The sequence below is a fragment of the Oerskovia sp. USHLN155 genome, assembly GCF_037145535.1.
GTDB classification, from domain to species: Bacteria; Actinomycetota; Actinomycetes; order Actinomycetales; family Cellulomonadaceae; genus Oerskovia; species Oerskovia rustica.
This window is the reverse complement of sequence record NZ_JBBCXG010000004.1, coordinates 284,840-311,140: the sequence shown is the minus strand read 5'-3', so window position 1 is coordinate 311,140 and position 26,301 is coordinate 284,840. Positions and strand designations below refer to the sequence as shown.

The window sequence follows — 26,301 nt, the reverse complement described above, 5'->3', positions numbered from 1 at the left end:
GGGCTGCACAGCGTGACGGGATCTCAACGATGACGGCCCAGATTTGCCGGCATAGATGCTGCACCGACCAGTACGTTCCTACCCAGACGGAGGAGTCTCATGCCGCAGATCGGGATCGGTTTCCACACCGACGCCTTCAACTCCAGCCACAAGTCGTTCGAGCAGGCCCTGGCCTGGGCGCAGGAGAACGACGTCCACTACATCGAGCCGGGCGTGATCGAGGGGGCCTGCTGGATCCACGGGCTCGGCTACTTCCCGCACGTCTCGCTCCTCGAGGACCCTGCGCTCCTCCGGAAGAAGATGGCGACCTACGGGGTCGAGTTCTCCCAGATCGACGCCGCCTACCCGCTCTCAGGGCGGGACGGGCTCACGGTCGGCGTGCCCTACGTCCAGAAGGCCATCGCCTGGGCCGCCCTCGCCGGCTCGCCCCGGGTCGCGACGACCGACGGCCTCCACAAGCCCGAAGGGCTCGAGGACCGCGAGGCCCTCGACCTCATGAAGCGCAGCTACGGCGAGATCATCCGCGTCGCCGAGGCCCACGAGATCGTCGTGACCATCGAGGTCCACGGCTACTTCACGACCCGGGCCGACTGGCTCGCCGAGATGCTCGCGTTCTGCGGCGACTCCCCGTGGCTGCGCCTCAACCTCGACACAGGGAACACCTTCATCGCGGGCAACGACCCGGTCGAGTTCGCGGACCGCTTCCTCGACAAGATCGACCACGTGCACATCAAGGACGTCTCGCAGTCGCTCGCCGACTCCGTGCGGGGCGGGGCCACGGGCATCGCCATCAGCCACGTCGCCGCGGGGGACGGGGTGAACGCGGAGAACATCCGCCAGATCCTCGCGAGGCTCAGCGCCGACGGGTTCGACGGCGTGCTCAGCATCGAGTGCGAGGGCCAGGGCGGCCCCATGCTGGCCGACTCGCTGTCCTGGCTGCGCAAGGAGGTCGCCGCGGCCGGCTTCACCGAGCGCGTGCCCGCGTTCGCCTGATCCCGGCCGTGCGTCGGCAGGCGCGCGACCGGATCGCCCGGTGTCCATCACATCAGTACCAGCCAGTATGGAAGGAGGTAGGGTGGCGTCATGCCGACGTCCTCGCCCACTGTTGCCAAGCCCGACGAGCTCGCGCTCGCAGCGTTCACGCTGTTCTCGACGCGAGGCATCGCCGGGGTCAACATGGACGCGATCGCGGCGGGCGCCGGGGTGACGAAGGGCAGCCTGTACTGGCACTACTCCTCGAAGAAGGAGGTCGTGCTGGCCGCGTGCGGTGTCTACTACCGCCAGTGGCGTGAAGCGATGGCCGCCGCGACCGGGCAGGCGACGAGTGCGTACGCCAAGGTCGAGGCCGCCGTGGAGTACTCGGTCCGCAGCTGTCTGCTGGACGACGCGAACCGGGTCTTCACGATGGAGATCGTCGCGCAGGCGCTCTACGACCAGGACGTCCGGGCGAGCTGGGCCGGCTTCCTGGACGAGGCGGAGCGGTACTTCCTTGGCCTGACCCACCGGGCGGTCGGGGCCGGGGAGCTCGAGTGCGACGACGTGGACGGCGCGGTCAGCGTGATGTTCTCCGCGATGGAGGGCACCAAGCAGATCTCGTTGTTCCGGCCGCAGTCCTGCGCGCCGGAGAGCGAGCTCCGGATCAGGGCTCAGCTCCTGTCGCTCCTCGGGGCGCCCGTCCCGGGGCGTCCCGCGAGGGCCTCGACGGTCTAGCGCGAAGCCCGCAGGTGCTGGCGACAGGACCTGCACGCCTCTCCCGGACGGCCTCGGTGCCGAGCCCGTCGACCGGGAGATCGAAGAACACCCGCGAACACTCCGTTCGCCGCGGCATGCCCGCTTCCTGCCGGGCGGCCTGCCGCTGCAGTCAGCACCCGTCCAGCACCATCGTCCAGCGCATCCGTCAGACGACGACGTCTCGATCATCAGGAGCAGGAAATGCGTACTTCCCGAGTTCTCTTGGCAGGGGCCGCGACCGCGGCACTGCTGTTCACCGCTGCGTGCAGCACCGACGTGCCCGAGGCCCCCGCCGGGGGTGAGACCGCGACCGAGGCGGGGGAGGAGTCGAACGAGTCGGGCGCGAACAGCCAGTGGTTCGTGCAGGCCGACTACGACCGCCAGCTCGCCCAGCGCACAGCGGTGCCCGAGGGCCCCACGGACCAGCCGTGGCTGCAGGCGATCGACCCCGAGTACGTGGACACCGCGCAGTACGCCAAGGAGGGCGGCAAGAAGCTGTGCTTCTCCAACGCCTCGCTGTCCAACCCGTGGCGCGTGACGGCGTTCATCACGATGCAGCAGCAGGTCGAGGTCCTCAAGGCCTCGGGCGACATCTCGGAGTTCCGCGTCTCGGACGCCGCGGACGACGACAACAAGCAGATCACCGACATCCAGGCGTTCGTCGAGGCCGGTGACTGCGACGCGATCATCATCTCGCCGTCGACCACCGCGACCCTGACCCCGGCGGTCGAGGCGGCGTGCGCGTCGGGCAAGCCCGTCATCGTGTTCGACCGTGGCGTCAACACGGACTGCATGGTGACGTACATCCACCCGATCGGCGGCTACGCCTACGGAGCCGACGGCGCCGAGTTCCTCGTGGACAACCTCGAGCCCGGCTCGAAGGTGCTCGCGCTCCGAGTGCTCCCGGGAGTCGACGTGCTGGAGAACCGCTGGGCCGCGGCCGACAAGATCTTCTCCGAGAGCGAGCTCGAGGTCGTGGGCCAGGAGTTCACCGGTGGTGACGGCGCGAAGATCAAGGACATCGTGACGCAGTACCTGCAGCGCGGTGACGTGGACGGCATCTGGATGGACGCCGGTGACGGCGCGGTCGCGGCGGTCGAGGCGTTCGAGGACGCCGGCAAGCCCTACCCGGTCTTCATGGGCGAGGACGAGCTGAGCTTCTTGCGCAAGTGGCAGGAGACGGACATGACGGCGCTCGGGACGGTCTACTCGACGTTCCAGTGGCGCACACCCGTGCTCGCGGCCCAGAAGATCTGGAACGGCGAGCAGGTCCCGGCCGAGTGGGTCCTGCCCCAGTCGCCCATCACCGAGGACGACCTCGACACGTACCTCGAGGCCAACAAGGACATGCCCTCGCTGCACTACGCCAAGTTCGGCGGCGAGGACCTGCCCGGCTACCCGGAGGCCTGGGCCGACCGCTGACCCTCGGTCGGACGATCACCGACCGACGGAACACACCGACCGCCCCGTCCCTCGACCGACGTCGCAGGGGCGGGGCGGCTCGTGCCTGCCGCCTGGTGGCGGCGGGTCTCAGCTCGCGGCGCTGCCGTGCTCGGGCGGTAGCGCGGCCCGCGGGCCCGTGAGGTGGGCCGGGTCCGGGTCGTGCGCGACGTCGTCGGGCGTGATGCCCACCGACCTGGCGAGCGCCTCGACGTCCCCGCCCTGCAGGAGCGGCAGCGCCTCGCGGACGTGCTCGTCGTCCCAGGTCCACCACCGGGCGCGCCACAACAGCTTGCGCCGCAGCGGGTCGAACCGGTGACGCACCACGCGCCCTTCGCCCACCACCACCGAGAACGGTGCCACGTCCTTCGCGACGACGGCGCGCGCCCCGATGATCGCGCCGACCCCGATGTGCACACCGCCCAGGATCGTCGACTCGTACCCGCACCAGACCTCGTGCCCGACGACCGTGTCTCCGACGGGCCTCCACGCGTCGGACGCACCGTCGACGAAGTTGAACCCGTACGGCGTGACGGCGTCCATGTCGTGGCCCTGGTTGCCGCCCAGCAGGAACGTGGTCCCGGATGCGAACTGGCAGAAGTTGCCGATCACGAGCTTGTCCGTCGGGACACCTCGGTAGGTGGGGGAGTCGGCGAACAGGTAGCGGGCTCGCCCCGCGAAGCTCTCGCGGTGATAGTGGCCGCTGTACCAGGAGTGCCGTCCCTGGGCCAGGACGATGCCCGCATGGTCCAGGACCTCACGTGAGGTGTCGAGGCGTTCGACCACGGTGAAGTCGGGGAAGAGGTCTCGTGCGGTGGGGTCCATCGGGCCAGTGCACCGGAGCCGGTTGCCGCGTGCAAGGGAATTGGGACTGCCCGGTTCGGCCCGACGGCGGAGAGCGCGTCGGGCGCCCTACCACCACGCCCGCTTGAAGCCGGCCGCCTCCGCGTCCTTGCGGCTCTCGAAGCACACGTCGGCCGTGACGTCCCGGAAGTTCCACTCCTCGCCCCGCACGTAGTAGACGTTGGTCGCGCCGTCGATCTCGCGCACGTAGAGACCCTTGACCTTGCAGTTCTCGGGGACCGGGGTCCTGCTGGGGGTGGGCGTCGGGGTAGGGGTGGGAGTCGAGGGTGCCGGGGCGGGCGGTGGTTCGGCAGCCGGGGGCGCCTCGGGTGCCGGGGTCTGCGTGGGGCGCGGCCGGGGCTTCTCGACCGGGGGGACGACGGGGTCGCGGGGCGGAGGGAGGGTGCTGCCGGTCGGTAGCGGCTCACCCGGGCACGTCGAGAGGACGGCGACGAGGGCCGCCTTCTCGGTGCTGGTCACGCGCAGCCCGTAGGTGTACTTGACGCCCACCTGGCGTGCGACGTACGCGCAGCGGAACGCCTCGTTCGGGGGGAGCCAGGCCGAGGCGTCCCCGTCGCCCTTCTGCTGGTTGAGGGCGCCGTCGACGACGAGGACGTTGAGCGGGTCGTTCGCGAAGGCCTCACGTCGCGCCGCGTCCCACGCTCGCGCGCCCTTGTGCCACGCGTCGGTCAGGGCGACCACGTGGTCCACCTGGACCTTCTCCGAGGACAGCGGGCCGCGCTCGAAGGCGATCTCGGTGCCGCTGTACGGATCGGCGAGCAGGCCCGTCAGGACGACGCAGTCGTCCGTCCCGGGTTTGAACGACGCCCCGGACAACGACCTGGCGAGCGCGTCGTTGCGGGTGTCGCACCCGTTGCCGTCGGTGTCGGCGAAACGCGCCCCGAAGGCCTCGACCGAGAACGCGGCGGAGACGTCCCGGTCGCCGACCTCGAGCAGCGCGACCGTCGCGAGCGCCGACTGGGAGGGAGCTGCTGCCACGACCGCGTCGACGTCGAGCGCCTGCACCTCGAGGACGGCCGAGTTGGCCACCTCGAGGTAGTCCGGGGTCCGGTCCTCTGCGGGCTCCTCGACGGGTGGCGGGGCGTTCGTCGCCTTGGAGGTCACGGGAGCCGGCGGCCTGTCCGAGCCACCCTTCTGCGCGAGGGCCACCCCGCTCCCGGCGAGGGCCACGGCGAGCACGGCGCAGCCCGCCCAGAGTGCGGGCCCGGACAGGAGCCCTTGCCGGGAAGCCGGCCGACGCGCCGAGGTGCCCTGGCGGGTCAGGCTGTCCCGACGAGCCGAGGCGCGCGACGTCGTCGGGCCTGCGGGTGGAGCGGGCTGCGCGACCGGTCCCGGCGGGGGCGGGATCGGAGGTAGCGACCGCACGGTCGAGGCAGGCGCGAACGACGCGGGCTGCTCGTCGACCGCCGGGCGGACCTCGGCGAACGGCATGCCGGAGGTGTGCTCGCCCGACGGGCTCGTCGGGCGGGGGGCGTCGCCGCCGAGCGTCCCGACGCCGAGGGGGAGGCGCTGCGTGCTGGTGGGCAGGACCGTGGGGCGGGTGTGCTGTGACCAGCGGTCGCCGTCGAACCAGCGTTCCGTACCGGCTGCGGAGGGGTCGGGGTACCACCCCGGAGCGGTGCGACCCATGACGCCTCCTGCTGCTCTGGTCGCCTGCGTGCAACCCGCCGGCGGCGTCCTGGACCGACAGGGCGATCGAAGGCTAGCGGAGAGCGTCGGGTGGTCACGAATCGGTCCGGCGTGCCCCTGGCGCGGGGCGTGGGCGCGGTCTCACGGAGGGACGGCGAGGGGTGGGCGCGCGTTGCTCTTGACAGCGCTGTCAGATTCACGGTCTACTCGCCCCAGGAAACGCCGGACGGTCCTGGCCGCCCGAACCGCGTCGGGCGTGACACGTCGGGGCGGAGCCAGCCGGGGGTGTGGAAGAATCCCCGCCAGTCGAACCGTGCGGGGGTGGGTGCACATGGCCGCAGGAGGCCGCACCGCACGCGGCGGAGGTCGCCCGACCCTCGCCGCGGTGGCCGAGGCCGCGGGAGTCAGCCTCAAGACGGCGTCCCGCGTGCTCAACAACGAACCCAGCGTCGCCGAGGCGACCCGGCTCAAGGTGCGGGCGGCCGCCGACGCGCTCGGGTTCCGACGCAACGCCGTCGCGGCGGACCTCGCACGCGGAGGCGGTTCCCGGCTCGTGGGGTTCGTGACCGGGGACATCGCGAACCCCTTCTACTCGGACCTCGCCGGCGGGATCGAGCGTGAGCTGCGCAAGCACGGTCTCCAGCTCATCACCACGAGCTCCGACGAGGACGCGGACCAGGAGCGCGAGCTCATCGACGCGCTGATCGAACGACGCGTCGCCGCCCTGTTCATCGCCCCCACGGCCGCCGACCACTCGTACCTGCACGCCGAGCTCGCGACCGGCGTGCCCGTCGTGTTCCTCGACCGCCCGCCGAGCGGGATCGAGGCCGACACCGTCGTGCTCGACAACCGCGTCGGCGCCGCGGCCGCGACCCGGCACCTGCTCGCACAGGGGCACCGCCGGATCGCGCTCGCCGGCGACCTGTCCCGCCTGTGGACGTTCCGCGAACGGCACGAGGGCTTCGTCGCCGCGCTGCGCGACGCCGGGATCGAGGACCCCGAGCGCTACGTGCGCGACGGGCTGCACGACGCCGCGACGGCCCGCGAGGCGGTCGAGGGGCTCCTCGCGCTCGACGAGCCGCCCACCGCGATCCTCACGGCCAACAACAAGATCACCCAGGGCGCGCTCCGGGCGCTGCGCACCGGTCACGGCACGCGGCGCGACGTAGCCCTCGTCGGGTTCGACGACTTCGAGCTCGCGGACGTCCTCGACGTGACCGTCGTCGGGTACGAGATCTCCGTGATGGGCCAGGAGGCCGCGCGGCTCGCGGTCGACCGCATCGAGTCGCCCGGGGGTGCCCCCCGGCTGCGCGTCGTCCCGACCGTGCTGATCCCCCGGGGCTCCGGGGAGATCGCGCCGCGCCTGGCTGCGGTGGAGGTCCCGGCAGGCCGGTGACCTGACGGCGCGGTGCGACACGTCCGGCGAGACGTTCGGCGTGCGCGGCGGCCGGTACACCCTGGGCGCCCGGTCCTGCCGGGTCGGTCGCTTTGTCGTCGTCGTCCTCTTCGAACCCCGCCCAGGTCTCCCCGAGGTAACGATTCGGCGCACCTCTTTGACAGACCCCGGTGCGCGGTCTTACGTTCGACCTGTTCCTGACAGCGCTGTCAACGACGAAAGTAGGACCCCATGCGTAACGGATTACGCGTCGCCGGGGCACTGGTGGGCACCGCAGCCCTCCTGGCCCTCGCGGCTTGCAGCGGCGACTCTGGTAGCGATTCCACCTCGGGCGGCTCGGGTGATGCTGCGGGCGGCGACGTCGAGGTCTTCACCTGGTGGGCCGCCGGCTCCGAGAAGGCCGGCCTCGACGCCCTCGTCTCGGTGTTTGACGAGCAGCACCCCGACTACACCTTCGTGAACGGCGCGGTGGCCGGCGGCGCCGGATCGGCCGCCAAGGACCTGCTCCAGACCCGGCTCCAGGCCAACGACCCGCCGGACACCTTCCAGGCTCACGCGGGGGCCGAGCTCACCGACTACATCGACGCCGCCCAGATCGAGGACATCTCCGACCTGTACGACGAGTTCGGGGTCACGGACGTCTTCCCGCAGGACCTCATCGACCTCCTGACGGTCGACGGCAAGATCTACTCGATGCCGTCCAACATCCACCGCTCGAACATGGTCTGGGCAAACCCCGCGGTCCTGACCGAGGCGGGCCTCGACCCCGCAGCGACGTACGCGACCCTCGACGACTGGTTCGCCGCCCTCGACGCGGTCCAGGCCACGGGCAAGACCGCCCTCTCGGTCGGCCAGACCTGGACCCAGGTCAACCTGCTCGAGACGGTCCTCATGGCCGATCTCGGCGCCGAGGCCTACAACGGACTGTGGGACGGCACGACCGACTGGGAGAGCCCCGAGGTCACGGCCGCTCTCGAGGACTTCCAGAAGCTCATGAGCTACACCAACACCGACCGCGACGGCCTGGACTGGCCCGAGGCCACCCAGCTCGTCATGGACGGCGACGCCGCGTTCAACGTCATGGGCGACTGGGCCGTGGCAGCGTTCGAGGAGGCAGGCAAGACGGCCGGCACCGACTTCACCTACTTCCCGGTCCCCGGGACGGACGGCATGTTCGGATTCCTCGCCGACTCGTTCACGCTCCCCGTGGGCGCCAAGAACGCCGACGGCGCCAAGGCCTGGATCGAGACGGTCTCGAGCCTCGAGGGCCAGACGGCGTTCAACAAGGCCAAGGGCTCCATCCCGGCCCGCACCGATGCGGACCCTGCTGACTTCTCCGAGTACCAGCAGACCGCCATCACCTCGTTCGCGGACGACACGATCGTGCCGTCGCTCGCCCACGGTGCGGCCGCCTCGGTCGCCGTGCTCAACGCCATCTCGGACGCGACGAGCAAGTTCACCTCCGGCGCCTCCGACCTGGCGCAGTACCAGGCCGACCTGGCCGCCGCCGCCGCCGAGTAGGGCGCTGGCGGTATCCGTCGCGGGGGGGGGGGGGCCCCCCCCCCCCCCCCCCCCCCCCGGGCGCCGCCCGGTCACGTCACGCACCCGCGGCGCCCCGCCGCACCGTCTCGTTCCCCGCCGCACCGGTCGGCGGGCGCCCCCGCACCCACGTGCGCGGCGTGCGCCCCGGACCGTGCCCGCACCCTTGGAGGATCACCGGTGATCCACTCCGCCCGACGCTGGGGGCCGCCACTGCTCCTCGTCGCCCCGTCCCTGATCCTGGTGGGGGTGTTCGTCTACGGCCTCATCGCGATCAACTTCTCGACCTCGACCACCGACATGCACAAGGCCGCACAGTCCACGGGGCAGGCGCCCGTGTCCCGGGTCGGCTTCCAGAACTACCTCGACCTGCTCGCGAGCCCGGAGTTCCAGCACTCGCTGCTGAACCTCCTGATCTACACCGTGGTCTTCCTGGTGGGCACCATGGTCATCGGGTTCGTCTGGGCCTGGCTCCTCGACAAGCCGGTCAAGGGCGAGGGCTTCTTCCGCGCCGTCTACCTGTTCCCCATGGCGGTCTCGTTCATCGCCTCGGGCGTCGTGTGGCGCTGGCTCCTCAACTCGAACCAGGACGAGAAGGCGAGCGGCCTCAACCGGCTGTTCCAGATGATCGGGCTCGACGCGCTCCAGAACAACTGGTGGAACAACGTCACGTTCGGCATCGCGGCCATCGCGATCCCCGCGATCTGGCAGCTCTCCGGCTACGTCATGGCGCTCTTCCTCGCAGGGTTCCGGGGCATCCCGGAGGAGCTGCGCGAGGCGGCCCGCATCGACGGCGCGAGCGAGTGGAAGCTGTACCGCTACGTGCTCTTCCCGCAGCTCACGCCGATCGCGCTGTCCGCGCTCATCATCGTGGGGCACATGTCGCTCAAGGCGTTCGACCTCATCATGTCGATCTCCAAGCCGTCGAACTACCAGACCAAGGTCCCGGCGGTCGACATGTACGTCTTCAAGTCGAGCTTCGACTACGCGAACGCGGCTGCGGTGGGCGCGATCCTGCTCATCATCGTCGCCCTCGTGATCGTGCCCTACCTGATCTCCCTGAACCGCAAGGAGAAGATCCGATGACCACGGTCACCACCCCCGTCGAGGCGACCGCCCCGGGATCGGGCTCGGGGTCCGGTGCCGCCGGCTCGCGTCGGCGCAAGAAGCCGGTCGAGCGGTTCTCCGTGGCCCGCACGCTGCGCTACGCGCTCCTGATCCTGTTCGTGCTCGTCGTGCTCGTGCCCGTCTACGTCCTGCTCGTCACGAGCTTCAAGGGACCGGGCGACGCGGCCCCGACCCGCGCATGGAACCTGCCGCAGGTGTGGACCACGGAGAACTGGCAGGCTGCGTGGACCGCGCTGTCACCCGCGATCCTGCGCACGCTCCAGATGGTGGTCCCCGCCGCGCTCATCTCGGCGTTCCTGGGATCGCTCAACGGGTTCGTGCTCTCGCGCTGGCGGTTCCGGGGAGCGAACCTCGTCTTCACGCTCATCCTCTTCGGCATGTTCATCCCCTACCAGGCGGTGATCATCCCGCTCAACCAGCTCGTCCTGAGCCTCGACCTGCCGAGCGGCATACCGACCCTGATCGTGCTGCACGTGATCTACGGCCTGCCGATCACGACGCTGATCTTCCGCAACTACTACCAGACCGTCCCGAACGAGCTCATCGAGGCCGCGCGCGTCGACGGGGCGGGCATGCTGCGCACGTACTGGGCGATCGTCCTGCCGCTGTCGATCCCGAGCTTCGTGGTCGTGCTGATCTGGCAGTTCACGTCCGCGTGGAACGACTTCCTCTTCGCGGTGTTCTTCTCCTCGAGCCAGAACGGCCCGGTCACGCTCGCGCTCAACAACCTCGCGAACGGGGCGCTGCTGCAGAACTACGGCGTGTCGATGGCAGGGGCGCTCTTCGCGTCGCTCCCGACCCTCCTGGTCTACATCCTGCTCGGCAAGTACTTCATGGGCGGGCTCATGTCCGGGTCGGTCAAGGGGTGAGGCGGCCGCTCCCACGGGGCGGGCCGACCTGGCCGGGCACGACGTCGGGACGGGCGCTCCGCCGTCGGGCGTTCGACGCAGGAGCGCCCGCCCGGGGAAGATCACTGACGAGGACGACGAACGGGGAACGATGACGGTCATGGACGAGCCGGCACGCACGACGGGCGGGGCCGCGTGGCGCCACGACGAGCTGCGCAGGCTGCTCGCCTTCGCGCAGGCGTCGCTCGGGCCCGACGGCGGGGCGCGGTGGCTCGACGACGACGGTGTCCCCGGCGCGCACCAACCCGTGCACACGTGGATCACCGCGCGCACGGCCCACATGTACGCGCTCGGGACCCTGCTCGGGGTGCCCGGGGCGGACGCGCTCGCCGACCTGGCCCTCGACGGGCTGCGCAGCTACCTCGCCGACCCCGTGGACGGCGGCTGGTTCGCGTCGCGCGGGCCGGGCGACGCGGTCGACGACACCAAGAGCGCCTACGCGCACGCGTTCGTCGTCCTCGCCGCGTCGAGCGCCGTGGTCGCGGGACGGCCCGGGGCGCGCGGGCTGCTCGACGACGCGCTGCGCATCCTCGACCAGGAGTTCTGGGAGGCGGACCAGGACATGCTGCGGGACGAGTGGGACCGCGCCTGGACCACGTGCGCGCCCTACCGTGGGGCGAACGCCAACATGCACGGCGTCGAGGCGCTGCTCGCCGCGCACTCGGCGACGGGCGACCCCCTGTGGCTCGAGCGCGCGAGCGCGATCGCGGACCGGGTCGTCGGCTGGGCCTCCGAGCGGGACTGGCGCGTGGTCGAGCACTTCGACGCCTCGTGGCGGCCACAGCCCGAGCTCAACGTCGACCACCCGACCGACCAGTTCAAGCCCTACGGGTCGACGCCCGGGCACGGGTTCGAGTGGTCGCGCCTGCTCCTGCAGCTCGACGCGGCGCAGGATCCCGGGGCGTCCGACGAGGTCGTCGCCGCGCCGGGCGCGCGCCTCGACGCCGCCCGCCGGCTGTTCGACCGCGCCGCGGCCGACGGATGGGACCCCGACGGGGGCGGGTTCGTCTACACCGTCGACTGGTACGGGCGACCCGTCGAACAGCGCAGGTTCCACTGGGTCGCGGCCGAGGCGATCGCGGCCGCCGAGGTCTTCGCCCGGGTCACGGGCGAGGAGCGGTACGCACGGCTCGCCCGTGACTGGTGGGCGTACGCGCGGACCGCCCTCGTCGACGTCGAGCGCGGCTCGTGGCACCACGAGCTCGACGCCCTCAACCACCCGTCGGCGGTCGTCTGGGTCGGCAAGCCCGACGTCTACCACGCAGGGCAGGCGCTCCTCCTCGCGGACGTGCCGGTCACGGGGAGCCTCGCGGAGTCGGTCCGCGCCTGGCGCGCTCAACGCGTGGAGTAGACCTGTACCTCGGCCGCCTTGACGGCGAACCAGACGCGCTCGCCCGGCGCCAGGCGCAGGTCCGCGACGGACCGCGGGGTCAGGTCCGCGGCGAGGTGCCCGACGGCGTCGCGCACCTCACGAGGTCCCGTCACCTCTCCCCAGGCGCGGAAGAGCTGCCCGTGTGGCTCGAGCGACGTGATCGTCACCGCGAAGGCGTTCCGCGGGCTGCCCGACGGCGCCTCACGGTGGATCGCGACAGCCCGCGGCTCGAACATCGCGACCGCCGGGTCGCCCACGACGATCCCCGCGCCGTCGGCGACGACGCCTGCGACGACCTGCATGGCGGCGAGGGTGCTCGTGGTGTTCGCGCCGCTCGTGCCGGTCGCCGCGTCGCCGCCGGCGCCGAGCCGCAGCCCGCCGTCGTCGGTCGCGGTGCCCGAGAGCAGGTTGATGCCTGCGAGACGGGCCGCGAACCGTGAGCGGGGACGGGTGAGGACCTCGCGCGCAGGACCGTCCTCGACGACCCGGCCGCCCTCCAGGACGACCGCGCGGTCGGCGAGGAGGAGAACGTCGAGCAGGTCGTGCGTCACGAGCAGGGTCGTGCGGGGGTGCGCACGCTGGGCGTCGTGCAGGGCGCGGCGCACCTGCTGGGCGACCCCGACGTCGAGCGAGGCGAGGGGTTCGTCGAGCAGCAGGACACGGGGGTCGGTCGCGAGGGCGCGCGCGATCGAGACGCGCTGCGCCTGCCCCCCGGACAGCTCGTGCGGTCGGCGCCCGGCGAGGTGCTCCGCGTCGAGCTCGGCGAGGCGCTCGCGGGCCGTGGCGCGAGCCTCGGGCCGGGTCGTGCCGCGGGCGCGGAGCCCGAACGCGACGTCGTCGACCGCGTCGAGGTGCGCGAAGAGCAGGGGACGTTGCGTGAGCCAGCCGATCCTGCGCCGTCGTGGGGGGACGGCGGTCCCGCGGGTGGTGTCGGTGAGGACGGTGTCGTCGATCGACACGTGGAGCTCGTCGGGGCTTCCCGACCGGGGCCGGGGGCGGTGGGGGAGGAGGCCGGTGACGGCCTGGAGGAGCGTCGACTTGCCCGCGCCGTTGGGGCCGAGGACCGCGACGACCTGCCCGGGCTCGACCGCGAGGTCGAGGTCGACGTCGCGCTCGGCGAGGCGGACCCGGACGCGCAGGGGCGCACCGAAGGTGACGGGCTCGCCCGCCGAGGGTGACGTGCCGACCCGCCGACGGTGACGCGACCCGTCACCGTCGGCCGGAATCCGGTCACCCTCGGTGGGGAGCCCGTCGCCCTCGGCCCGCTGCCGGTCGCCCTCGGCGGAGGGCTCGCGCCCGAACGGGCCGCCGTGCACGGCGGCCGTGACGATCACGGCCACGACCACGAGCAGGAGCGACAGGGCGACGGCGGCGTCGGGATCGGCGCTGCGCTGGAGGTATATCTCGAGCGGCAGGGTCTGCGTGACCCCCTGGAGCGCGCCGGCGAACGTGATCGTGGCGCCGAACTCCCCGAGCGCCCGTGCGAACGCGAGCACCGCCCCGGACACGAGCCCGGGCAGGACGAGCGGCAGGGTCACGCGGCGCAGCACGGTCGAGGGGGAGGCGCCGAGCGTCGCGGCGACCTCCTCGTAGCGTGCGTCGTGCGTCCGCAGCGACCCTTCGAGGCTCAGGACGAGGAACGGCAGCGCGACGAAGGTCTGCGCCATGACCACCGCGGTCGTCGTGAAGGCGACCTCGATGCCCAGGACGGACAGGTGCTGGCCGATCAGCCCGCGTCGCCCGAACGTGTGGAGCAGCGCGATGCCTCCCACGACGGGTGGCAGGACGAGGGGGAGCAGCACGAGCGCCCGGGCCACGCGCTGCCCGGGGAACGTGGTCCGCGCGAGGACCAGGGCCATGGGTGCGCCGAGCAGCACGCAGCACACGGTCGTGACGAGCGAGGTCCGCACCGAGAGCCACAGGGCGTCGGACGCGGTCGGAGAGGTGAGCAGGTCCCAGATCCCGCCGAGCCCCCCGGACACGTCGAGGCGCGCGACCATCGCGACCACGGGCACGACGACGAACAGTGCACCGAGGATCGCGGGGGCCAGGACCCAGCGCGGCAGGCCACGCATCAGGTGGCCTCCCCGGTCATCGCAGGGCTGTCGCCCGGGCGAGGCGAGTGTCCTCGCCCGGGGCGCCGCACGTCGTCGGGCGTCACGGCGCCCCGAAGCCCGCCTTCGCGAGCGCGGCCTGGCCGACGGGTCCGGTCACGAGGTCGAGCCACTCCTGGGCGAGCGCGGCGTCGGCGGCACCGGACGTCACGGCGATCGGATAGGTGTTCACGACGGTCTTGGTCTCGGGGACGTCGACCACCTCGACGTCGTCCCCGGCGAGGGTCGCGTCGGTGACGTAGACGAGCCCGGCGTCGGCCTCCCCGGCGGTGACCTTGGCGAGGACGTCGGTCACGCTCGCCTCCTCGCTCACGCGGTGGACGGTGGTCCCGGCGGCGGCCTCGACCTTGGCCGTCGCGGACCCGCAGGGCACCTCGACCGCGCACACGACGACCTTGAGGTCCTCGCGCGAGAGGTCCGCGAACGACGTGACACCGCCGGGGTTCCCGGCGGGCACGACGACCGTGAGGGTGTTGGTCGCGAAGACGACGGGGTCGGCGGCGTCGCCACCCTCGACGACGCGGTCCATGTTCTTGGTGTCGGCCGAGGCGAACACGTCGCCCGGGCTCCCGGCGAGGAGCTGGTCGGCGAGGTCGGCCGACCCCGCGAACGACAGCGCGACGGTCACGCCGTCGTGCTCGGCCTCGAAGCCCTCGGCGAGGTCGGCGAAGACGTCGCGCAGCGACGCGGCCGCGAGCACGGTGAGGGTCTGCTCCTCGACGGGGGCGGTCGAGCCGGTCGCGTTCGCGCCCTGCGTGCCCGACGGCGCCGCGCACGCCGCGAGGGCGGCCGTGAGCAGGGCCGTGGTCGTCACGGCGAGCGCGCGCCGGGCGGGGCGTGCGGTGGCGCGGGGGGAGCGGGCGGTGCGGGTGGTGCGGGTGGTGCGGTTCACGCGAGGCCTCCTGGCGTCTCGACGATCACGGTGGTGGCCTTGACGACGGCGACGGCGAGGCTGCCCGGCTCGAGACCGAGCTCGCGGACGGCCTCGGTGCTCATGAGCGAGACGACGCGCTGTCCGCCGCACAGCATCTCGACCTGGGACATGACGGTGTCGCTCACGACGTGAGTCACGATCCCGACGAACCGGTTCCTCGCGGAGCGGGCGACGCCGGACGGGTCGGGTGCCGCCTGGGCGGTGCGCACGGCCCACGCGGCGAGCTGCGCGCCGTCCAGGACCTTGCGGCCGGAGCCGTCGAGGGTCGCGTCGAGGTCTCCCGCGTCGACCCACCGGCGCACGGTGTCGTCGCTGACGCCGAGCAGGTCGGCTGCTTCCTTGATCCGATAGTGCGGCATGAGGACGACTATAGGCCCGCAGATGCGGGCCTCGTGGCCGTGTGCGTGACTGTTCAGCACCGATTCTGGCCCATATGCCCCATTTTCACGTGGGACCGTGGCATGCTCGGGCGGTGCGCACACGCTGGTGCGCCGGGACCGGTAGGAGGACTCGTGGTTCGTCGGTACTGGAGCTCGCTCGCCCTGATCGTGATCGGCGCCGTCTGGGCGCTGGGCGGAGGGGTCGCCGCGCTGACCGGCAAGGACGGACCGCAGTCCCCGATCCTGTTCGTGGTGCTGGGGGGCGTGGCCGTGCTGGTGGGCATCGGGAGCGCCCTCGTCCGGTCCCGTTCGCGCGACGAGGTGTGACGGCGGCGGACGGCGGGCCAGACCCGCCGGCCGGTCCCACGCCAACGCACGAGGCCCCGCACCATCCGGTGCGGGGCCTCGTGTCGTGGAGCGGATGACGGGAATCGAACCCGCGCTATCAGCTTGGGAAGCTGAAGTTCTACCATTGAACTACATCCGCGTGACGTGGAACCCCGCAGCTCGCGGGCCGTCTCCGGCCGGTGCGAGCCGGTGAGGAACCGGCGTGCGTCCACGATCATACCCACGTCGGGCCAGGATGCCAGCATCTTGTGCCTGAGCACTGCCTGAGGAGGCGTCTTGTCCGAGAACCCGTACCAGCAGCAGCCCACCGATCCTGCGGCTGGAGCGGACCCGTACGCGCAGCCGCAGGCCTACGGCGAGCAGCCGCAGCCCGCCTACGGTGCGCCGGCCGACCCCTACGCCCAGCAGCCGGGCTACGGTCAGCCGCAGCCCGCCTACGGCGAGCAGCCGCAGCCGACCTACGGCACGGACCCGTACGGCCAGCAGCCCGGGTACGGGTACGGAGCCCCTCAGCAGGGCTACCAGCAGGGCTACCAGCAGCCGTACGGCGCGTACGGTGCCCAGCAGCCCGGTTACTACGAGGACCCGAACGCGAAGTCGCGCCTCGCGGCCGGCCTGCTCGGCATCTTCCTCGGGACGTTCGGCATCCACCGCTTCTACCTCGGGTACACCGGTATCGGTGTGACCATGCTGCTGATCTCGGTCCTCTCGTTGGGCATGCTGAGCTGGGCGGTCTGGATCTGGGGCCTCGTCGAGGGCATCCTCTACCTGACGTCGAAGAGCGGTCAGTACTCGGTCGACTCGACGGGGCGCCCGCTGCGCAGCTGACGGCACGGGGCGCCTCGCATGCTGGACCCGAGGCCGGTCGGACGACCGCACGTCGTCGCCCGACCGGCCACGGGTTCGGCCCCCGGGACCGCGCACCGGCGCGCCGTCCTGCGGAGTACGGTTGCCCCGTGCTCCTCTCCGACCGCGACATCACTGCCGAGATCGACGCCCGACGGGTCCGTCTGGACCCCTACGACCCCGCGATGCTCCAGCCGTCGAGCATCGACGTGCGGCTCGACAAGTTCTTCCGGCTGTTCGACAACCACAAGTACCCGTTCATCGACCCGTCGACCGACCAGCCGGACCTGACGCGCCTCGTCGAGGTCGAACCCGGTGAGCCGTTCATCCTGCACCCGGGGGAGTTCGTCCTGGGGGCCACGTTCGAGCAGGTGTCGCTGCCCGACGACGTCGCGGCCCGCCTCGAGGGCAAGTCCTCCCTGGGCAGGCTCGGGCTCCTGACGCACTCGACGGCCGGCTTCATCGACCCCGGGTTCAGCGGGCACGTGACGCTCGAGCTGAGCAACGTTGCGACGCTCCCGATCACGTTGTGGCCGGGCATGAAGATCGGCCAGCTGTGCTTCTTCCGGCTGTCGTCGGCCTCGGAGCACCCGTACGGCTCGTCGATCTATGGTTCTCGGTACCAGGGGCAGCGGGGTCCGACGGCCTCGCGCTCCTGGCAGAACTTCCACCGCACCGACGTGTGATCCCGAGCCGGCTCGAGCGAGCCCGCCTGATCGGACGTCGCCACCGCAGAGAGGGCGATCCCACCGTGTCGCAGCCGACCAGCCCGACCCTTCAGCCGTTCCCCGCGTCCTCGGCGCAGGCCCACCAGGCGCGGCACCTGCTCGCCCTCCCGGGGGACGTCGAGGTCGACGAGGTCGAGACCCTCGCCGTGTCCAGGTTCGCGGGCGCGCGGTGGGACGTGGCGCCGTCGGGCACGGATCCCCTGACCCCGGCGCCCCGCACCGCCAAGCCGGGCGAGCCCGGCGTGCTGCGGACGTCGCGGCACACGACGCTGACCGGGCCGTACTCGCCGTGGTCGGCGGACGGCGTCAACCCCGGCCTGCCGCCGGGCACGGACCAGGTGTTCGACGTCGTGTGCCCGCGCGACCGCGGCGACGCCCCGATCCCCGGTGGCGGCGACCGTGACGGGGTGGGGCGCGCGTTCCCGGCGGGGCTGCCGACGCGCGAGGAGGAGCGCGTCATCTCCTGGCTCGTCGAGGTCGCGCGGCGGTTGGGCGGCTCGATCCGCGTCGACACGGCCGACGCGGCGTCGCCGGGCGTGGTCCTGACCCCGGACCCGGGCGTCGCGGTCGACATGTCGGTCTTCTCGGACGTGTGGCTCGACCCGCAGGCCGCGATGGCCGTCGTCGGGGCGGTCCACCCGCGCGTCGTGCTCGCGACGGAGGGCAGCCCGTACCAGGGGCCGCCCCAGGGCATCGGCGAGCTGCCCCTGTACCGGGGCGAGACGCTCGACCCGGATCTGCGTCGCGCGCTCCACGCACAGGCGGACGACATCGACATCGTGGCCCTGACGAGCGGCAAGGTCCTCGACGGCTACGGGCTCCTGGTCGACATGGGTGTCGACGGTCTCGTGGCGGTCGAGGTGGGCGGCGAGGAGCAGCTCCCGCTGCTGCTGCGCAACCTGCCGTGGGCGTCGCAGGGCGCGGTCGCCTACCGGGTGCGCTGGGAGCCGCGGGACCTCGTCGAGTCGCAGATGGAGGTGCCGTCGTTCGAGCTCAAGATCGCGCGCAAGCGAGCGGCCGAGCTCGTCGCGACGGTGACCCGGTCGCTGTACGCGGCCGTGGGGGGCGAGATCGCCGACGAGGCCGACTTCCTGGTGGACCCGCAGGACGTCTGAGGGTTGGTTGCGCTCTCACGGCTGCCCGCATACTCTCGACCGTCCGGTCGGAACGGGATGAACAGGGCGAGGTGGGCATGTCGCAGGGCGCAGCGGGCAGCGGAGCAGCCACGGCCCGCCGCCGCGGGAACCCGTTGGCGCTCGCGGTCCTCGCGCAGCTCGGTGACAAGCCCATGCACCCCTACGAGATCGCGCGCGTGCTCAAGGACGGCCGCAAGGACGAGTCGGTCAAGCTGAACTACGGCTCGCTCTACTCGGTCATCACGGCGCTCGCGCGGGACGGGTTCATCGAGCCCGCAGGCACCGAGCAGGACGGCAACCGTCCCCAGCGCACGGTCTACCGCCTCACGGACACCGGGCGCGACGAGGTCGACGACTGGATGCGCAGCCTCCTCGGGGCCCCCGTCAAGGAGTTCCCGCAGTTCCTGGCAGCGCTCAGCTTCATGCAGGTCCTGGCGCCCGACGACGCCGCCGCCCTCCTGCGCACCCGCCTCGTCGCGCTGCGGGTCGCCGTCCGCCGGCTCGAGGACGACGTGGAGCGCCGCGTCGAGGCGGTCCCGGCACCGTTCACTGCCGAGACCGAGTACGAGCTCGCGCTGCTGCTCGCCGAGCTCCGGTACACCGAGGCCCTGGTCCGCCGCCTGGGCGACGGCACGCTCCGCGGTCTCGACGAGTGGCGGGCGAGAGCGTCCGACGGGGCGGCGTCCTCCAGCTAGTCGGGTCCACGCGGTGGCCGATCCGTGGCCCGCCGGTGCATTCCCGCTGAACCTGTGACATCTCCCACCGGTCGACGGGGCGTCGAGTGGTCTTGCGGGTCTCGTCGAACGGTAAAATACCTACCGGACCCGGTGTGTCTCCGGGCCGTCCTTCTCCTGCGCGCCGTCGAGCGGGAACGGTCGGTCCGCGCGGCGCCGCCTGTCCATGTTCTCGCCCACCCGCCCCCGACCAGGACGGAGCGGACGTGCTCTATCTGCTCGTTGCGCATCTGGCAATGGCACTCGGCGCGCCCGCACTCGTGTCGGTGCTGGGCCGCAAGGCGTTCTTGGTGATGGCCCTCGCGCCCGCCTCCGCCGCTGTCTACGCCCTCAGCTGGACCACCCGCGTCATGGAAGGCGTGCATCCCACCGAGGTCACCCAGTGGGTGCCCGGGCTGGGGCTCGAGCTCGCCTTCCGCATGGACACCCTGTCCTGGCTCATGCTGCTGCTCGTCGGCGGCGTGGGCGCGCTGGTCCTCGTGTACTGCTCGGCCTACTTCTCTCCCACCGCGTCCGGGCTCGGGAGGTTCGGGGCCGTGCTCACGGCGTTCGCGGGGGCCATGGTCGGCCTCGTCACGTCGGACGACATGTTGCTCCTGTTCATCTTCTGGGAGCTCACGACGGTCTTCTCCTACCTGCTGATCGGCCACTACGCGGACCGCAAGGCGAGTCGGCGAGCCGCGATGCAGGCCATCGTCGTCACGACGGCCGGCGGCCTGGCGATGCTCGTGGGCGTCGTGATCCTGGGGGTCCAGGGCGGGACGTTCCGCCTCTCGGAGATCATCGCGGACCCGCCGACGGGCGGCGCCGTGACCGCCGCGATCGTGTGCCTCCTGGCCGGTGCGGCGAGCAAGGCCGCGCTCATACCGCTGCACTTCTGGCTCCCCGCGGCCATGGCCGCGCCCACCCCGGTCAGCGCCTACCTGCACGCCGCCGCCATGGTCAAGGCCGGTGTCTACCTCGTCGCGCGCTTCGCCCCCGCGTACTCCGACACCACGGTGTGGCGCACGATCGTCATCGTCCTGGGTGTCGGCACGCTCCTCGTGGGCGGCTACCGCGCGCTGCGCCAGCACGACCTCAAGCTCGTCCTGGCGTTCGGCACCGTGAGCCAGCTCGGCCTGATCGTCCTGCTCGTGGGCCTCGGGACGCGGTCCGCCGCGCTCGCGGGCCTCGCGATGATCGGCGCGCACGCGATGTTCAAGGCGTCGCTCTTCCTCGTGGTCGGTGTGGTCGACGCCGCGACCGGTACCCGCGACCTGCGCCGGTTGACGGGCGTCGGGCGAGCGCTGCCCCTGACCGCGCTCGCCGGCGGGCTCGCGACCGCGTCCATGATCGGGCTGCCCCCGCTCGCGGGCTACGTCGCGAAGGAGGCCGCGCTCGAGTCCCTCCTGCACGGCGAGGGGCCGGCCTGGGTGAACACCGTCGTGCTGGTCGGCGTCGTCGTGGGCTCGATGTTCACCGTCGCCTACGGTGTGCGGTTCTTCTGGGGGGCGTTCGCGACCAAGCAGCACGTCGCCGCGGCCGTGGCGCGTGCCAACGAGCACGTCCGGGTCGACGCCGTGACCAAGGACGCGGCGGCGCAGGGCTCGGCCGCGCCGTCGGCGCCGGCACAGCGCGCCGGGTTCCTGCCCGACGACGCACCGATCGACCCCGCACGCATCCACCGGCAGCCCGCGCTCCTCGTGTGGCCCGCCCTGGTGCTGGCCCTGCTCGGTCTCGCGACGGCCCTCGTGCCGCACTTCGGCGAGGACCTGCTCGCGCCCTACGCCGACACGTACCCGGTCGGTGAGCCGGGCCACCTGGTCCTCTGGGCGGGCTTCACCCCTGCCCTGGGCCTGACGGTCCTGATCCTCGGGGTCGGTGCGGTGCTGTTCTGGCAGCGCAACGCCGTCGAACGGTTCCAGGCCTCCTTGTGGACGGGCCCCGAGGCCGACCGCACGTACCGGCGGATCATGCGCCGGCTCGACGAGGTCGCGGCGGACGTCACTGCGGTCACCCAGCGTGGTTCGCTGCCGTTCTACCTCGGTGCGATCCTCGTCGTCCTGGTCGCCGGGCCCGGCCTGCTGATGTTCATCGGCGGGCAGTGGCCCGAGCAGGTCAAGGCCTGGGACCGCCCGGCGCAGGTCGCTGCGGTCGCGGCCATCTGCGTCGCGTCGATCCTCGCGGCCCGCTCGCGCCGCCGCCTCAAGGCCGTGATCCTCGTCGGGATCGCGGGCTACGGCAACGCCATGCTGTTCCTGCTGCACGGCGCCCCGGACCTCGCGCTGACCCAGGTGCTCGTCGAGACCATCACGCTCGTCGTCATGGTGCTCGTGCTGCGCCGCCTGCCTCCCTACTTCTCCAACCGTCCGCTCGTCGCGTCGCGGTGGGTGCGCCTGGGGCTGGGCGTTGCGGTCGGCGTCGTCATGATGGGCTTCGCCCTGACGGTCCCGCTCGCACGCGTCGCGAGCCCCATCTCGCTCGACTTCCCGGCCGAGGCGTACATCCACGGCTACGGCAAGAACATCGTCAACGTGACCCTCGTCGACATCCGCGCCTGGGACACCATGGGTGAGATCTCCGTGCTCCTCGTCGCGGCGACGGGCGTCGCGTCGCTCGTGTTCCTGCGCACCCGCAGCGGCGAGATCCTGCGCGAGCGCAACGCGACGTCGTCGGGGGGCGCCACCCCTGGAATCTGGGCCAACGAGGAGGACCCGGGCGCCGCCCTGCGCCGCCGCGGCGTCGAGCAGGCCACCGAGGCCGGCAAGCAGCCGCGCATGCTCGTGTGGCTCAGCGCCGGGAGGACGCTCGCCCCGCAGCGGCGGTCGGTCATCTTCGAGGTCGTCACGCGCGTGCTCTTCCACTCGATGATCGTGTTCGCGATCTTCCTGCTGTTCTCGGGGCACAACGCGCCGGGTGGCGGGTTCGCGGCCGGGCTCGTCGTCGGGATCGCGCTCATCGTGCGATATCTCGCGGGCGGGCGGTACGAGCTCGGTGAGGCCGCACCGGTCCACCCGGGCCTGCTGCTCGGCACCGGCCTGTTCCTGTCCGTCGGGGTCGGGCTGATCGGCCTGTTCATGGGCAAGAGCGTCCTGCTGAGCACCGCGATCGACATCAGCCTGCCGCTCATCGGGACCGTGCACCTCGTCACGTCCTTGTTCTTCGACGTCGGGGTGTTCCTCGTCGTCGTGGGTCTCGTGCTCGACATCCTGCGCACGCTCGGCGCCGAGATCGACCGGCAGGCCGAAGCCTCCGCCCGGGAGGACGCAGGACCCATGGAAGCGATGGAACCGGACCAGATCGGAGGGGGGCGACGATGAGCTCGACCAGCAACCTGCTCGCCCTCGTCCTGCCGGCCGCCGAGGTGGACCCGGCGGACGTCGCCCGGACGACCGACAGCATCGACATGACCCCGAGCCTGATCCTCGTGCTCGCGATCGGGGTGCTGTTCGCGACCGGCGTCTACCTGCTCCTCGAGCGCAGCCTGACCCGCGTCCTGATCGGCTTCATCCTCATCGGCAACGGCGCGAACCTCATGTTCCTCGTCGCCGGTGGCCGCGCCGGGGGCGCGCCCCTCATCGGGACGACCCCCACCGACCAGATGAGCGACCCGCTCGTCCAGGCGATGGTGCTGACCGCCATCGTCATCACCCTGGGCCTCACGGCCTTCGTGCTCGCCATGGCCTACCGGTCGTGGCAGCTGCACGGTCACGACGAGGTGCAGGACGACCTCGAGGACCGCCGGGTCGCGCGCCACGCGGCGCGCAACGCCCCGGCCTTCGAGGACAGCGACACCGAGGAGAGCGGAGCCACCCTGGACGACGAGGCCTCGCAGGTCTACGACGAGACCGACGGCGACGGGGACGGGGAGACCGACGTCCGCGACGCCGGCCGTGCCGAGAAGGACGTCCCGCCGCCGGGCAGGCCCGGCACCGAGGGAGGTGAGGGCCGATGAACCTCACCTACGGCTTCGCGACCCTCGTCCCGCTGCCCGTGGTCCTGCCGCTGTTCGCGGCGGGCCTCGCGCTCGCGCTGTGGCGCCACCCGCGCGCCCAGCACATCATCTCGGTCGCCGCGCTGTCGCTGGTGCTGGCCGCCTCCATCGGCCTGCTCGTGGGGGCCGACAACGGCCCCATCGTGGTCGACGTCGGGGAGTGGGCGGCGCCCGTCGGCATCGACCTCGTCGCGGACCGGCTCTCGGCGCTCATGCTCACGGTGTCGAGCTTCGTGCTGCTGTGCGTCCTGCTCTACTCGCTGGGGCAGGGTGTCGCGGACGGGCACGACAAGGCGCCCGTCTCGATCTACCACCCGACCTACCTGGTCCTGGCCGCGGGGGTCTCGAACGCGTTCCTCTCGGGCGACCTGTTCAACCTCTACGTGGGCTTCGAGATCCTGCTCGCGGCGTCCTACGTCCTGCTGACGCTCGGCGGGACGGGCGAACGGATACGCGCAGGGTCGATCTACGTCGTCGTCGCGCTGCTGTCGTCGGTCATCTTCCTCGTCGCGATCGCGCTCACGTACGCCGCGACGGGCACGGTCAACCTGGCCCAGCTCGCCGAACGCCTGCCCGACGTGGACCCCGGGGTCCGCATGACGCTCCAGCTCCTGCTGCTGCTCGCGTTCGGGATCAAGGCGGCGATCTTCCCGCTCTCGGCCTGGCTCCCGGACTCCTACCCAACGGCGCCCGCGCCCGTCACGGCGGTGTTCGCCGGGTTGCTGACCAAGGTCGGCGTCTACGCGATCATCCGCACCCAGACGCTGCTGTTCCCCGACAACCGGCTCGACACCGTCCTCATGTGGCTCGCGCTGCTGACCATGGTGATCGGGATCCTGGGTGCCGTGGCGCAGAACGACATCAAACGTCTGCTGTCGTTCACGCTGGTCAGCCACATCGGGTACATGATCTTCGGCATCTCGATGGCGTCGGAGGCCGGGATGGCGGCGTCGATCTTCTACGTCGTGCACCACATCACCGTCCAGACGACGCTGTTCCTCGTGGTCGGGCTCATCGAGCGACGAGGCGGCTCCACGTCGCTCGACAAGCTGGGCGGCCTCGCGAAGATCGCGCCGGGGCTCGCGATCCTGTTCTTCATCCCCGCGATGAACCTCGCGGGTATCCCGCCGTTGTCGGGCTTCCTCGGCAAGGTCGGTCTGCTCCAGGAAGGCGTCGCCCAGGGGACGCCGCTCACATGGGCGCTCGTCGTCGGCAGCGTCGTGACCTCGCTCCTGACGCTCTACGCGATCGTCAAGGCGTGGAACAAGGCGTTCTGGCAGACGGCGCCGGTCGAGCTGCCGTCGACCGGCACGCCGCGCGGCATGGTCGGGCCGACGACGGCGCTCGTCGCCTTCGGCCTGGCCCTCACGTTCGCCGCCGGGCCGCTGTACTCGTACGCCGAGCGGGCCGCGGGGAACCTCATGCAGCCCTCGACGTACGTCGACGCGGTCTTCCCCGACGACTCCGGTCGCGGGCAAGGGGTCTCGAGCGACCTCGTCGAGGAGGAGCAGGGAGGTGAGGGGTCGTGAGCCTGCACCGTCGTAGAGGCCCGCTCGCGGGCGGCTGGTTCAACCGTCTCACCGCGCAGTGGCGCACCGTCGTGTGGCTGACCGTCGTGTGGGTCATGCTGTGGGGCGAGCTGTCGTGGGGCAACGTCCTCGCGGGGATCCTCCTCGCGAGCCTGCTCATCACGTTCATGCCCCTGCCGTCGATCGCGACGAGCGGCACCGCGCGCCCCTGGCCGCTGCTCGTGCTCGTCGCCCGGTTCGTCGCGGACCTCGTCGTCGCGTCCTTCCAGGTGAGCATGCAGGCCTTCCGCTTCCGCCACACCCCGCACGGGGCCGTGGTCGGCGTGCGCCTGCGCAACCCCTCGGACATCTACATGACCATCACGTCCGAGCTCAGCTCGCTCGTGCCCGGCTCGCTCGTCATCGAGGCCCACCGCCTCACCGGGATGCTCTACCTCCACGTGCTGGACCTCGACGCGGCGGGCGGCGCCGACAAGGTCCGCCAGGACACGCTCGACCTCGAGGCCCGCGTGCTGCGCGCCTTCGCGTCGAACGACGAGCTCAAGGCCGCCGGCCTGTACCACCACCGGGGCGAGACGCCCGAACCCGCGGGCGCGACGCCGTCGGGCGGGACTACCGGGGCCCCCGGGGCCGACGGCGCCGCTCGCCGGACCGAACGACGTACCGACCGAGGGGAGGGGCAGCGATGATCGTCGTCGTCCTGATCTGCGCCGTGCTCCTCGCCTCGGCCGCGACGCTCGCCGTCGTCCGGGCCGAGAAGGGCCCGTCGATGCTCGACCGCACCATCGCGCTCGACGTCTTCACGACGACGCTCGTCGGCACGATCGCGCTCGAGGCCGCCTGGTCCCGGCGCACCGAGACCATCCCGATCCTCGTCGTGCTCTCGCTCGTGGGCTTCGTCGGGTCCGTGACCATCGCCCGGTTCGCGTCGGTCGAACCCGAGGGCGAAGGGCGCATCAAGACCCGTGAGGAGATCGCGGCCGAGGAGGCCGAGCGCCTCGCGGCCGAGGAGGGCGAGCAGGAGAAGGCCGTCGACCCCGAGCACGGAGCCGAGCACGAACCCGACGCGCTGCACGAGGTCGAGGAGGCCGCGGCCCCCGAGGTCGACGGCACGACCGGACCCGAGGAGGCACGCTCATGAGCTGGACCCTGGTGGCCGACGTCGTCGCCGCGATCTTCCTGCTGTGCGGGGCGTTCCTCGCGTTCGCCGCCGGTGTGGGTGTCGTGCGGTTCCCGGACCTGCTCGCGCGCATGCACGCCGCGACCAAGCCACAGGTGCTGGGACTGATCCTCGTGCTCATCGCGCTCGGGCTGCGGCTGCGGAGCTGGTCGGCCGTGGGCATGCTCGTGCTCGTCGTGATCTTCCAGCTCATGACGTCGCCCGTCGCGGCGCACATGGTGGGCCGGGCCGGCTATCGGACCGGCAAGGTCCGCCCGGACCTGCTCGTGCTCGACGACCTCACGGCGGACCAGGAGGCGGCGGACCGCGAGAAGGACGTGGCCGACCGCGAGGCGGCGGCTCGTGCGGAGGACGCCGAGGGTGACGGCGGTACCCGCCGAGGGTGAGCAGGC

The 26,301-nt window shown here is 71.9% G+C and carries 24 protein-coding genes and 1 tRNA gene; 19 read left to right on the top strand and 6 right to left on the bottom strand.

Going from position 1 to position 26,301, the window contains the following annotated elements; all coding sequences use genetic code 11:
• Positions 1–99 precede the first annotated feature (99 nt).
• From WFH32_RS07725 to WFH32_RS07715, 3 genes are all read left to right on the top strand, one after another.
• On the top strand, positions 100–993 hold the full coding sequence (locus WFH32_RS07725; RefSeq protein WP_336706788.1) for a sugar phosphate isomerase/epimerase family protein: 894 nt from the start codon (positions 100–102) through the stop codon (positions 991–993).
• 90 nt (positions 994–1,083) lie between these two features.
• Complete coding sequence (locus WFH32_RS07720; RefSeq protein WP_191796541.1) at positions 1,084–1,710, top strand: TetR/AcrR family transcriptional regulator; 627 nt, start codon at positions 1,084–1,086, stop codon at positions 1,708–1,710.
• Between the two features lie 222 nt (positions 1,711–1,932).
• Positions 1,933–3,153, top strand: coding sequence for a substrate-binding domain-containing protein (locus WFH32_RS07715; RefSeq protein WP_336706787.1), 1,221 nt, complete (start codon positions 1,933–1,935; stop codon positions 3,151–3,153).
• A gap of 108 nt (positions 3,154–3,261) precedes the next feature.
• Here WFH32_RS07715 and WFH32_RS07710 read toward each other — a convergent pair whose 3' ends face one another.
• Positions 3,262–3,996, bottom strand: coding sequence for a type B chloramphenicol O-acetyltransferase (locus WFH32_RS07710; RefSeq protein WP_336706785.1), 735 nt, complete (start codon positions 3,994–3,996; stop codon positions 3,262–3,264).
• A gap of 87 nt (positions 3,997–4,083) precedes the next feature.
• Positions 4,084–5,664 carry a GmrSD restriction endonuclease domain-containing protein gene (locus tag WFH32_RS07705; protein ID WP_336706783.1) on the bottom strand — a complete coding sequence of 527 codons (1,581 nt, stop codon included), beginning with the start codon at positions 5,662–5,664 and terminating at the stop codon, positions 4,084–4,086.
• 331 nt (positions 5,665–5,995) lie between these two features.
• On the opposite strand from WFH32_RS07705, the gene WFH32_RS07700 reads away from it, so the two are divergent.
• The 5 genes from WFH32_RS07700 to WFH32_RS07680 all read left to right on the top strand — a co-directional run bounded on the left by WFH32_RS07700 (position 5,996) and on the right by WFH32_RS07680 (position 11,986).
• Positions 5,996–7,060 carry a LacI family DNA-binding transcriptional regulator gene (locus WFH32_RS07700; RefSeq protein WP_191797746.1) on the top strand — a complete coding sequence of 355 codons (1,065 nt, stop codon included), beginning with the start codon at positions 5,996–5,998 and terminating at the stop codon, positions 7,058–7,060.
• 231 nt (positions 7,061–7,291) lie between these two features.
• Positions 7,292–8,581 carry an ABC transporter substrate-binding protein gene (locus WFH32_RS07695; protein WP_191797744.1) on the top strand — a complete coding sequence of 430 codons (1,290 nt, stop codon included), beginning with the start codon at positions 7,292–7,294 and terminating at the stop codon, positions 8,579–8,581.
• Positions 8,582–8,779: 198 nt separating this feature from the next.
• The gene (locus WFH32_RS07690; RefSeq protein ID WP_191797742.1) at positions 8,780–9,685 is read left to right on the top strand and encodes a carbohydrate ABC transporter permease; all 906 of its coding nucleotides are present in this window, start codon (positions 8,780–8,782) and stop codon (positions 9,683–9,685) included.
• Positions 9,682–10,596 (top strand): carbohydrate ABC transporter permease, encoded by a 915-nt coding sequence (locus WFH32_RS07685; RefSeq protein ID WP_191797741.1) that lies wholly within the window; start codon positions 9,682–9,684, stop codon positions 10,594–10,596. The genes WFH32_RS07690 and WFH32_RS07685 overlap by 4 nt, the downstream gene beginning before the upstream one ends.
• A 139-nt stretch (positions 10,597–10,735) precedes the next feature.
• Positions 10,736–11,986 carry an AGE family epimerase/isomerase gene (locus WFH32_RS07680; protein ID WP_336706780.1) on the top strand — a complete coding sequence of 417 codons (1,251 nt, stop codon included), beginning with the start codon at positions 10,736–10,738 and terminating at the stop codon, positions 11,984–11,986.
• On the opposite strand, the gene WFH32_RS19295 is transcribed toward WFH32_RS07680, so the two are convergent.
• From WFH32_RS19295 to WFH32_RS07660, 3 genes are all read right to left on the bottom strand, one after another.
• Positions 11,971–14,082: an ABC transporter permease gene (locus WFH32_RS19295; protein ID WP_442946317.1), complete on the bottom strand. Its 2,112-nt coding sequence runs from the start codon at positions 14,080–14,082 to the stop codon at positions 11,971–11,973. The two genes, WFH32_RS07680 and WFH32_RS19295, sit on opposite strands and share 16 nt — an antisense overlap.
• A gap of 82 nt (positions 14,083–14,164) precedes the next feature.
• The gene (gene modA, locus WFH32_RS07665) at positions 14,165–15,013 is read right to left on the bottom strand and encodes a molybdate ABC transporter substrate-binding protein (RefSeq protein WP_336706778.1); all 849 of its coding nucleotides are present in this window, start codon (positions 15,011–15,013) and stop codon (positions 14,165–14,167) included.
• Positions 15,010–15,414 (bottom strand): TOBE domain-containing protein, encoded by a 405-nt coding sequence (locus WFH32_RS07660; protein ID WP_336706777.1) that lies wholly within the window; start codon positions 15,412–15,414, stop codon positions 15,010–15,012. Before WFH32_RS07660 ends, modA begins: the two co-directional genes overlap by 4 nt.
• Positions 15,415–15,567: 153 nt before the next feature.
• On the opposite strand from WFH32_RS07660, the gene WFH32_RS07655 reads away from it, so the two are divergent.
• Complete coding sequence (locus WFH32_RS07655; protein ID WP_191797733.1) at positions 15,568–15,762, top strand: hypothetical protein; 195 nt, start codon at positions 15,568–15,570, stop codon at positions 15,760–15,762.
• A gap of 86 nt (positions 15,763–15,848) precedes the next feature.
• Here the strand turns inward: WFH32_RS07655 and WFH32_RS07650 are convergent.
• Positions 15,849–15,922 (bottom strand) — tRNA-Gly (locus WFH32_RS07650).
• Between the two features lie 137 nt (positions 15,923–16,059).
• Between WFH32_RS07650 and WFH32_RS07645 the strand changes: the two genes are divergently transcribed.
• From WFH32_RS07645 to mnhG, 10 genes are all read left to right on the top strand, one after another.
• Positions 16,060–16,611, top strand: coding sequence for a TM2 domain-containing protein (locus WFH32_RS07645; RefSeq protein WP_191797731.1), 552 nt, complete (start codon positions 16,060–16,062; stop codon positions 16,609–16,611).
• A 128-nt stretch (positions 16,612–16,739) separates the two neighbouring features.
• Positions 16,740–17,315: a dCTP deaminase gene (gene dcd, locus WFH32_RS07640; RefSeq protein WP_191797729.1), complete on the top strand. Its 576-nt coding sequence runs from the start codon at positions 16,740–16,742 to the stop codon at positions 17,313–17,315.
• A gap of 65 nt (positions 17,316–17,380) precedes the next feature.
• Entirely contained in the window at positions 17,381–18,472 is a 1,092-nt protein-coding gene (locus WFH32_RS07635; protein ID WP_191797727.1) for a hypothetical protein, read from the top strand.
• A gap of 77 nt (positions 18,473–18,549) precedes the next feature.
• Positions 18,550–19,188 carry a PadR family transcriptional regulator gene (locus WFH32_RS07630; protein WP_191797725.1) on the top strand — a complete coding sequence of 213 codons (639 nt, stop codon included), beginning with the start codon at positions 18,550–18,552 and terminating at the stop codon, positions 19,186–19,188.
• Between the two features lie 275 nt (positions 19,189–19,463).
• On the top strand, positions 19,464–22,526 hold the full coding sequence (locus tag WFH32_RS07625) for a Na+/H+ antiporter subunit A (protein WP_442946316.1): 3,063 nt from the start codon (positions 19,464–19,466) through the stop codon (positions 22,524–22,526).
• Between the two features lie 86 nt (positions 22,527–22,612).
• Positions 22,613–23,161, top strand: a complete 549-nt coding sequence (locus WFH32_RS07620; RefSeq protein ID WP_336706828.1) for a Na(+)/H(+) antiporter subunit C — start codon at positions 22,613–22,615, stop codon at positions 23,159–23,161.
• Entirely contained in the window at positions 23,158–24,729 is a 1,572-nt protein-coding gene (locus tag WFH32_RS07615; protein ID WP_191797721.1) for a Na+/H+ antiporter subunit D, read from the top strand. The genes WFH32_RS07620 and WFH32_RS07615 overlap by 4 nt, the downstream gene beginning before the upstream one ends.
• A complete protein-coding gene (locus WFH32_RS07610; protein WP_318244246.1) occupies positions 24,726–25,418 on the top strand; it encodes a Na+/H+ antiporter subunit E in 693 nt (230 codons plus the stop codon). Before WFH32_RS07615 ends, WFH32_RS07610 begins: the two co-directional genes overlap by 4 nt.
• Positions 25,415–25,870, top strand: coding sequence for a monovalent cation/H+ antiporter complex subunit F (locus WFH32_RS07605; protein ID WP_191797719.1), 456 nt, complete (start codon positions 25,415–25,417; stop codon positions 25,868–25,870). Before WFH32_RS07610 ends, WFH32_RS07605 begins: the two co-directional genes overlap by 4 nt.
• A complete protein-coding gene (mnhG, locus tag WFH32_RS07600) occupies positions 25,867–26,295 on the top strand; it encodes a monovalent cation/H(+) antiporter subunit G (RefSeq protein WP_191797717.1) in 429 nt (142 codons plus the stop codon). The genes WFH32_RS07605 and mnhG overlap by 4 nt, the downstream gene beginning before the upstream one ends.
• Positions 26,296–26,301 lie beyond the last annotated feature (6 nt).

What these genes read in the sequence shown, in the direction of transcription:
- WFH32_RS07715 (WP_336706787.1), top strand. Translation starts at nt 1,933, where the DNA reads ATGCGTACTTCCCGAGTTCTCTTGGCAGGGGCCGCGACCGCGGCACTG.
- WFH32_RS07615 (WP_191797721.1), top strand. Translation starts at nt 23,158, where the DNA reads ATGAACCTCACCTACGGCTTCGCGACCCTCGTCCCGCTGCCCGTGGTC.
- WFH32_RS07660 (WP_336706777.1), bottom strand. Translation starts at nt 15,414, where the DNA reads ATGCCGCACTATCGGATCAAGGAAGCAGCCGACCTGCTCGGCGTCAGC.
- WFH32_RS07630 (WP_191797725.1), top strand. Translation starts at nt 18,550, where the DNA reads ATGTCGCAGGGCGCAGCGGGCAGCGGAGCAGCCACGGCCCGCCGCCGC.
- WFH32_RS07685 (WP_191797741.1), top strand. Translation starts at nt 9,682, where the DNA reads ATGACCACGGTCACCACCCCCGTCGAGGCGACCGCCCCGGGATCGGGC.
- WFH32_RS07720 (WP_191796541.1), top strand. Translation starts at nt 1,084, where the DNA reads ATGCCGACGTCCTCGCCCACTGTTGCCAAGCCCGACGAGCTCGCGCTC.
- mnhG (WP_191797717.1), top strand. Translation starts at nt 25,867, where the DNA reads ATGAGCTGGACCCTGGTGGCCGACGTCGTCGCCGCGATCTTCCTGCTG.
- WFH32_RS07710 (WP_336706785.1), bottom strand. Translation starts at nt 3,996, where the DNA reads ATGGACCCCACCGCACGAGACCTCTTCCCCGACTTCACCGTGGTCGAA.
- WFH32_RS07695 (WP_191797744.1), top strand. Translation starts at nt 7,292, where the DNA reads ATGCGTAACGGATTACGCGTCGCCGGGGCACTGGTGGGCACCGCAGCC.
- WFH32_RS07725 (WP_336706788.1), top strand. Translation starts at nt 100, where the DNA reads ATGCCGCAGATCGGGATCGGTTTCCACACCGACGCCTTCAACTCCAGC.
- WFH32_RS07700 (WP_191797746.1), top strand. Translation starts at nt 5,996, where the DNA reads ATGGCCGCAGGAGGCCGCACCGCACGCGGCGGAGGTCGCCCGACCCTC.
- WFH32_RS07605 (WP_191797719.1), top strand. Translation starts at nt 25,415, where the DNA reads ATGATCGTCGTCGTCCTGATCTGCGCCGTGCTCCTCGCCTCGGCCGCG.
- WFH32_RS07705 (WP_336706783.1), bottom strand. Translation starts at nt 5,664, where the DNA reads ATGGGTCGCACCGCTCCGGGGTGGTACCCCGACCCCTCCGCAGCCGGT.
- WFH32_RS19295 (WP_442946317.1), bottom strand. Translation starts at nt 14,082, where the DNA reads ATGCGTGGCCTGCCGCGCTGGGTCCTGGCCCCCGCGATCCTCGGTGCA.
- WFH32_RS07620 (WP_336706828.1), top strand. Translation starts at nt 22,613, where the DNA reads ATGACCCCGAGCCTGATCCTCGTGCTCGCGATCGGGGTGCTGTTCGCG.
- WFH32_RS07680 (WP_336706780.1), top strand. Translation starts at nt 10,736, where the DNA reads ATGGACGAGCCGGCACGCACGACGGGCGGGGCCGCGTGGCGCCACGAC.
- WFH32_RS07625 (WP_442946316.1), top strand. Translation starts at nt 19,464, where the DNA reads ATGGCACTCGGCGCGCCCGCACTCGTGTCGGTGCTGGGCCGCAAGGCG.